The sequence below is a fragment of the Embleya sp. NPDC001921 genome, from assembly GCF_053594475.1.
In genome coordinates, this window is the sequence record NZ_JBSFEO010000114.1 from 1 (window position 1) to 8,519 (window position 8,519).

Annotated in this window: 3 protein-coding genes; all 3 read left to right on the top strand. The window is 73.9% G+C overall.

Going from position 1 to position 8,519, the window contains the following annotated elements; translation table 11 throughout:
- A partial coding sequence (locus tag ACWCPW_RS51030; RefSeq protein WP_449768515.1) for an SDR family NAD(P)-dependent oxidoreductase occupies positions 1 to 6,415 on the top strand: 6,415 nt, incomplete at its 5' end.
- A gap of 4 nt (positions 6,416 to 6,419) precedes the next feature.
- Positions 6,420 to 6,638 carry a hypothetical protein gene (locus tag ACWCPW_RS51035; protein ID WP_449768516.1) on the top strand — a complete coding sequence of 73 codons (219 nt, stop codon included), beginning with the start codon at positions 6,420 to 6,422 and terminating at the stop codon, positions 6,636 to 6,638.
- Positions 6,639 to 6,643: 5 nt separating this feature from the next.
- The coding region (locus tag ACWCPW_RS51040; protein WP_449768517.1) for a type I polyketide synthase at positions 6,644 to 8,519 on the top strand (1,876 nt) is incomplete at its 3' end.

Genomic DNA, 8,519 nt, shown 5'->3' on the forward strand with positions numbered 1-8,519 from the left:
GTTGGACGCGCTGGCGGTGCGTCGGCGTGCGGCGGGGCTGCCGGCCACCTCGCTCGCCTGGGGCCTGTGGGCACAGAACGAAGGCATGACCGACGGGCTCGGCGGCGCCGACCTGAGCCGGCTGCACCGCTCGGGTGTGCTCGCGCTGTCCGCCGACGACGGGCTCGCCCTGTTCGACGCCGCCACCGGTACGGACGCGGCCTTGCTCGTCGCGGCCCGATGGGACACCGCCGCGCTGCGCGCCCAGGCCGTCGACGGCGGCCTGCCGTCCGTCCTGCGCGACCTCGTCCCCATCGCGCCGAGCCGCCGCGTCGCACGCGGCGGCGCCGGCTCGGACCGCTCGGCCGGTTCGTTCCGGGAGCGCCTGGCGGGGCTGTCCGCCGAGGAGCGCGAACGCGCCGTGACGGCGCTGGTCCGCGAGCAGGTCGCCACCGTGCTCGGCCACGGAACCGCCGAATCGGTGGAGCCGGACAGGGCGTTCAAGGACCTGGGCTTCGACTCGCTGACCGCCGTCGAGCTGCGCAACCGACTGAACACGGCGACGGGGCTGCGCCTGTCGGCCACTCTGATCTTCGACCACCCCACGCCCGCCGCGTTGATCGAACACGTACGGGCCGAACTGCCGGGTACGGGCGAGACGCGGGCACCGGCCGACGCCCGGCGGCCCGCCGCGCCGGCCGTGCCGGCCGTGCCGGCCCACGACGAGCCGATCGCGATCGTCGGGATGAGCTGCCGCTATCCGGGCGGTGTTGCCTCGCCCGAGGACCTGTGGCGACTGGTCGCCACAGGCGCCGAGGGGATCACCGGCTTCCCGGCCGATCGCGGCTGGGACCTGGCCAACCTGTTCGACCCGGATCCGGAACACAAGGGCAAGAGCTACGTTCGCCAGGGCGGCTTCCTGCACGACGCGGGCGACTTCGACCCGGTGTTCTTCGGCATCTCGCCGCGCGAGGCGCTCACTGTCGACCCGCAGCAGCGACTGCTCCTGGAGACGTCCTGGGAGGCGTTCGAGCGGGCCGGGATCGACCCGCGGACGGTACGCGGCAGCCGCACCGGCGTGTTCGCCGGCGTGATGTACGGCGACTACGGCTCCCGGCTGATGAACTCGGCGGGCGACTCGGGCGAGTTCGAGGGCTATCTCGCCAACGGCAGTGCGGGCAGCGTCGCGTCCGGCCGGGTGGCCTACACGTTCGGCCTGGAGGGTCCCGCCGTCACGGTGGACACCGCGTGCTCGTCGTCGCTGGTCGCGCTGCACCTGGCCGCGCAGGCCCTGCGCAGCGGCGAGTGCTCGCTCGCGCTCGCGGGCGGCGTGACGGTGATGGCCACGCCCAGCGTGTTCGTCGAGTTCAGCCGAGTGCGGGGCCTGGCGGCGGACGGCAGGGCGAAGGCGTTCTCGGCGGCGGCCGACGGCACCAGTTGGGGTGAAGGCGTCGGGATGTTGCTGCTGGAGCGACTGTCCGACGCGCGCCGCAACGGGCACGAGGTACTGGCCGTCGTCCGGGGCACCGCGACCAATCAGGACGGTGCGAGCAATGGTTTGACGGCGCCGAATGGTCCGTCGCAGCAGCGGGTGATTCGGGCGGCGTTGGTGGATGCGGGGTTGTCGGCCGCGGAGGTGGATGCGGTCGAGGCGCATGGTACGGGGACGCGGTTGGGTGATCCGATCGAGGCGCAGGCGTTGTTGGCGACGTATGGGCGTGAGCGCGATGGTGGGCGGCCGCTGTGGTTGGGGTCGTTGAAGTCGAACATCGGTCATGCGCAGGCGGCTGCGGGTGTGGGTGGCGTGATCAAGATGGTCGAGGCGATGCGTCACGGTGTGTTGCCTCGGACGCTGCACGTGGACGAGCCCTCGCCGCACGTGGATTGGGCGTCGGGTGCGGTGTCGTTGTTGACGGAGTCGGTGGCGTGGCCGGAGACGGGTGCGCCGCGCCGGGCCGGGATCTCCGCCTTCGGGGTCAGCGGCACCAACGCACACGTCATCGTGGAACAGCCCGAGGCCGGCGACCGGGAACCCGTCGACGTGCTGCCCGAGGCGCGGCCCGCCGGAGCGATCCTCACCCCTTGGGTGCTTTCCGCCGCCGATGACGACGCCCTGCGCGCCGGCGCGGTCCGGCTCGGTGCCCATGTGGCCGAGGACGCCGAAACGGCGGTCTCCGACGTGGCGTTCACGCTGGCCGGCAAGCCCCGACTGGACCACCGCGCGGTGGTGTTCGGGACGGACCGGGAGACCCTGCTGCGCGCGACCGACGCCGTGGCTTCCGGCACCGAGGCCTCGGGAGTCGTGCGCGGTGTCGTGCGCGGCGGATCGGGCCGGTCGGCGTTCGTGTTCGCGGGTCAGGGTGGTCAGCGGGTGGGGATGGGTCGTGGGTTGTACGCGGCCTTCCCGGTGTTCGCGGCGGCGTTCGACGAGGTCTGCGATCGGCTCGACGTCGAGGCGGGTGAGGGGGCGTCGCTGCGCGCGGTGGTGAGCGGCGAGGCGGACGGCCTGGACGAGACCGGGTTCGCGCAGCCGGCGTTGTTCGCGGTCGAGGTGGCGTTGTTCCGGTTGTTGGAGTCGTGGGGTGTGCGGCCGGATGTGCTGGTCGGGCATTCGGTGGGTGAGATCGCGGCGGCCCACGTTGCGGGGGTGTTGTCGTTGGCGGACGCGTGCCGCCTTGTCGTGGCGCGTGGCCGTCTGATGCAGGCGTTGCCGGTCGGTGGTGCGATGGCCGCGATCGGAGCCGCGGAGGCGGATGTTCTGCCGCTGCTGACGGGCCGGGCCGATGCCGTGGGCGTTGCCGCGATCAATGGTCCCGATTCGGTGGTGGTCTCCGGTGCGGAGGCTGTGGTGTCCGAAGTCGTCGCGCATTTCGAGGGGTTGGGGCGTCGGGTGCGGCGGCTGCGGGTCAGCCACGCGTTCCACTCGCCGCTGATGGACCCGATGTTGGACGACTTCCGTGAGGTGGTGCGGGAACTCACCTTTGGTACACCGGAGTTGGCGGTGGTCTCGACAGTTTCGACCGATGCCGACTGGACGGACCCCGAGTACTGGGTGCGCCACGTTCGACAGCCGGTTCGCTTCCACGACGCGATTCGCGCGCTGGAGGACGACGGTGTCGCCTCGTTCGTCGAGGTCGGGCCGGACGGCGCTCTCACCGCGTTGATCCGGGACGGGATCCGGGCCGCCGACGACGCGGTGACCGTGGTTCCGGTGCTGCGCAAGGACCGTCCGGAGCCCGATGCCGCGCTGACCGCCCTGGCCACGCTCCATGTCACGGGCGCCGTCGCCGATATCCGATGGGCCGGGTTCGTCCCCGGGGCTCGGCGCGTGGCGTTGCCCACGTATGCGTTCCAGCGGCAGCGGTACTGGCTCGACCCGGTGATCGATCGGTCCGGGGACGCCGCGTCGATCGGGCTGACCGCCGCCGATCACCCACTGCTCGGTGCGGCGGTCGAACTGGCCGATTCGGCCGGTGTGTTGTTCACCGGTCGGTTGTCCGTGGACAGCCACCCCTGGCTGCTCGACCACACCGTGCACGGGACCGTGCCGGTGCCCGGCACCGCGCTGGTGGAGCTCGCGCTGCGGGCCGGCGACGAGGTCGGGTGCGATCTGATCGAGGAACTGACCATCGAGGCCCCGCTCGTGCTGACCGACGACGATGCGGTCCGGATCCAGCTCGTGGTCGGCGCGCCGGACGAGGCGGGCCGCAGCACGCTGAGCATCCACTCGGGCCGGCAGCGCCCCGGCGGTCCGACGGACGGTTGGACCCGGCACGCCCAGGGCGTGCTGGCCAGGGGCGGGGCACCCGACGCGGAGGCGTTCGGGCGGATCGGTGAGCCGGGACAGTGGCCGCCGGTCGGCGCCGAGCCGGTTTCGATCGACGATTGTTATGACCGTCTCGCCGCACAAGGACTGGGCTATGGGCCGGTGTTCCGTGGGCTCCGGGCGATGTGGCGCCATGGCGACGAGCTGTTCGCCGAGGTCGCGCTGCCCGCCGACGTGTCGACCGAGGGTTTCGGGTTGCACCCGGCCCTGTTGGATGCCGCGCTGCACCCGATCGGGCTCGCCGGCGACGGTGCGGACGCGGTGCGGCTGCCGTTCTCGTGGACCGGGGTCGCGCTGTACGCGACCGGGGCCACGACGCTGCGGGTGCGCATCGCGCCGGTGGCCGGCGACGGCTTCGCGGTGACCCTCGCCGACGACTCGGGTCGACCGGTGGGGTCGGTGGCCTCGCTGGTGACCAGGCCGGTCGCCGCCGACGCGCTGCGTGCCGCGCGGGGCGGTCGGGACGGCGCGCTGTATCGGATCGACTGGGAGCCCGCACCCGCCGCCCGGACCGCGTCGGCGGCGCCCGCCACGTGGGCGGTGATCGGCGACGTGCGGCACGACGTCGCGAGCACGGTTGCGGCCGCGCTGCCGACGGGTACCGCACGGGCGGGGACGGTACACGCCGACCTCGCCGCGCTCGGTGCCGCGCTCGACGCGGGCGCGCCGGTACCGGACGCCGTGCTCGTCGCGCTGTCGCCGACGCCCTCGGAGGTGCCGGACCGGGACCTCCCGGTCGCCGCCCGGGACGCGCTCGGACAAGCGTCGGAGATCGTGCGGGTCTGGCTGGCGGACACCCGATTCGGTACCACCCGGCTCGTGCTGCTCACCGAACACGCGGTGTCCACCCGGGACACCGTCGACGAGACCGGCATCGAGAACCTGGCCCGGGCCGCCGTCTGGGGTCTGCTGCGCGCGGCGCAGTCCGAGCACCCCGGGCGGATCGTGCTGGTCGACCTCGACGGCGGACCGGCCGGCGTCCCGGCGCTCACCGGCCCGACCGGGTTGCCCGCCGTACTCGCGGCGGCCGACGACGAGCCGCAGTTCGCGATCCGCGACGGCGCGCTCCTGGTACCCCGCCTGGTCCGCGAGCCGGCCGGCGCGGATGCCGAGACGGCCACGGTCGCCGCGCACGCGGTGCTCGGCGCGGACGACACGGTCCTGGTGACCGGCGCGTCCGGCCGCCTCGGTGGCCTGGTGGTACGCCGGTTGGTCACCGAGTACGGGGTCCGCCGGCTGGTCCTGGCCGGGCGGCGCGGCGAACGGGCTCCCGGAGCCGTCGAGTTCGCCGCCGAACTGGCCGCGCTGGGCGCGCGGGTGAGCACCGTCGCGTGCGACGTCGCCGACCGGACGGCGCTGGCCGAGCTGTTGGCGGCGCACCCGGTGACCGCCGTCGTGCACTCGGCGGGTGTGTTGGACGACGGGCTGTTCGAGGCGATGACCCCCGAGCGCGTCGACCGCGTACTGCGCCCGAAGCTGGACGCTGCCTGGCATCTGCACGAGTTGACCGCCGACCGGGCGCTCTCCGCGTTCGTGCTGTTCTCCTCGGCCGCGGGCCAGTTCGGCAGCGCCGGACAAGCGAACTACGCGGCGGCCAACACCTTCCTGGACGCCCTCGGCCGACACCGCGCGGCCCGCGGTCTACCCGCCACCTCGCTGGCGTGGGGACCGTGGGAGGCGGGCGGCATGGACGGCGAACTCACCGACCGGGACCGCGAGCGCATGGCCCGCGACGGCATCCTGCCGCTGCCCACCGAACACGCGCTCGCGCTGTTCGACCGGGCCCTGGCCGGTACCGCCGGCACCACCGCCGACCCGACCGGACCCGACCGGGTGCCGGGCACGGCCGGCGCGGCGCTGCTGCCCGCCCGGCTCGACCCGGCCGCGATGCGCACCCGGGCCGAGGAGCCGGTCGGCCCGGCCGGCCCACTGGCCGCGTTGACCCGGAGCCTGCGCACCGGCCCGACGACCGGGGCACGCTCGCGCCGACGGGACGCCGGTGACCCGGGGGGTCGCACGGACACCGGTTCGGGCGTACCGCCGCTGGTGCGCTCCCTGCTCGGGGCGCGTACCGGTGACCGGTCCCGGCTGGTCCTGGACGCGGTCCGCGCGCATGTGGCCGCGGTGCTGGGCTTCGACGCGGCGGATCGCATCGGCGCCGGACAGGAGTTCCGCGACCTGGGGTTCGATTCGCTGACCGCGGTCGAGCTGCGGAACCGGCTGAACGCCGCGACCGGCCTGCGGCTGCCGGCGGCGCTGGTCTTCAACTACCCGACGCCGGCGGCACTGGCCGAGCACCTGGGCGCCGAACTCGTTGCCGCCGAGGCGCTCGCGCGGTCCGCGAACGGCGCCGGCGGTACCGACGGCACCTACGGCGCCGGATCCACCGGCGCGGCCGAACTCGACCGCCTGGAGGCATGGCTCGGAGCGGCCGACGGCGGCACGCGCGACGCGGTGGCCGGCCGGCTGCGCGAACTGCTCGCCAAGCTCGGCGCCGACGCGGGCACCGACCGCGCGGACCACCGCGACGACACCGGCGGATCCGTCGCGGAAAAGCTCGGCACGGCCGACGACGACGATCTCTTCGACTTCATCGACAACGAGCTGTGACCCGATGACGAACCACGCCCGCACGCACACCGGCACCGGCACGCACACCGGCACGACGACTGGCACCCGCACGACGACGCAAGCAAGTACCCGCACGACGAAGCACGCACGCACCCGCACGACGACCCGCACGAGCACCCGTACACGGACCAGCATCGACGCCCGCGAGATCACCGGTTGCCAGGCCGCACGTTCAACGGCCGCACGCTACGAGGGGGAATGACGACAGTGGCCGACGAACAGAAGCTTCGCGACTACCTCAGGCGGGTCACCACCGACCTGCACGACGCCCGCCGCCGACTGCGCGAGGCCGACGAGCGTGAGCACGAGCCGATCGCGATCGTGGGGATGAGCTGCCGGTACCCGGGCGGCGTCGGGTCGCCGGAGGACCTCTGGCGGCTGGTCGACGACGGCGTGGACGCGGTCTCCGGTTTCCCGGTGGACCGGGGCTGGGATCTGGACGGCCTGTACGACCCGGACCCGGAACACCTCGGCACCAGCTACACGCGGCAGGGCGGCTTCCTGCACGACGCCGCCGCGTTCGACCCGGAGTTCTTCGGCATCTCGCCGCGCGAGGCGCTCACCATCGACCCGCAGCAGCGGTTGCTCCTGGAGACCGCGTGGGAGGCGATCGAACGGGCCGGCATCGACCCGGCCGCGCTGCGCGGCAGCAGGACCGGTGTGTACACGGGTGTGATGTACAGCGACTACGCGTCGCGCCTGCGCTCGGGTACGGCCGCCACGTCCGGCGAGTTCGAGGGATATCTCGGCAGCGGCAGCGCGGGCAGCGTGGCCTCCGGCCGGGTCGCCTACACGCTCGGCCTGGAGGGCCCGGCGGTCAGCGTGGACACCGCGTGCTCGTCCTCGCTGGTCGCGCTGCACTGGGCGGTCGGCGCGCTGCGGCAGCGGGAATGCTCACTCGTGCTGGCGGGCGGCGTCACCGTGATGGCCACGCCGGCCACCTTCGTCGAGTTCAGTCGGCAGCGCGGGTTGTCGGCGGACGGCAGGTGCAAGGCGTTCGCCGCCTCGGCCGACGGCACGGGCTGGTCCGAGGGCGTGGGGATGCTGCTCCTGGAGCGGCTGTCCGACGCGCGCCGCAACGGCCACCCGGTGCTCGCGGTGGTGCGGGGGACCGCGATCAACCAGGACGGTGCCAGCAACGGTCTCACCGCCCCCAACGGTCCCGCCCAGGAGCGGGTGATCCGGGCGGCACTGGCCAACGCCGGTCTGAGCGCGACGGATGTCGACGCGGTCGAGGCGCACGGCACCGGCACGTCGCTCGGCGACCCGATCGAGGCGGACGCGCTCCTCGGCGTCTACGGCCGGGGCCGTGACGGCGAACGGCCGTTGTGGCTGGGGTCGTTGAAGTCGAACATCGGCCACACCCAGGCCGCCGCCGGAGTCGGCGGCGTGATCAAGATGGTCCAGGCGATGCGCAACGGCGTACTGCCCAGGACTCTGCACGTGGACGAGCCGTCGCCGCATGTGGACTGGGCGTCGGGGGCGGTGTCGCTGCTGACCGAGCCGGTGTCGTGGTCGCGAACCGGGCAGCCCCGACGGGCCGGCGTGTCCGCGTTCGGAGTCAGCGGCACGAACGCGCACGTGATCCTCGAAGAGGAGCCACCGACACCGGACCCGGACGCGGCACCGGCCCCGCAGCCGCAGGCGGTGCCCGGCCGGGTGCCGCTGCTGCTCTCGGCCCGCACCGAGGAGGGCCTGCGCGCCCAGGCGGCGCGGTTGCGCGCGCACTTGGCCGAGCACCCCGAGGCGGACCGGGTCGACGTGGCGTACTCGCTGGCGACCGGCAGGTCGGCGCTCGACCGGCGCGCGGTCGTGCTCGGCGACCCGCACGACCGGTCGGGCGCGTTCGCCGGCCTGGCCGCGCTGGTCGATGGGACGCCGCACGCCGATGTGGTGCGAGGGGGTGTCGCGGACGGGGACGCCGGGCGGTTGGTGTTCGTGTTCGCGGGTCAGGGTGGTCAGCGGGTGGGGATGGGTCGTGGGTTGTGCGCGGTGTTTCCGGTGTTCGCGGCGGCGTTCGACGAGGTGTGCGATCGGCTCGAAGCGGAGCTGGGCGAGGGTGCGTTGCGCGGGGTGATCTCGG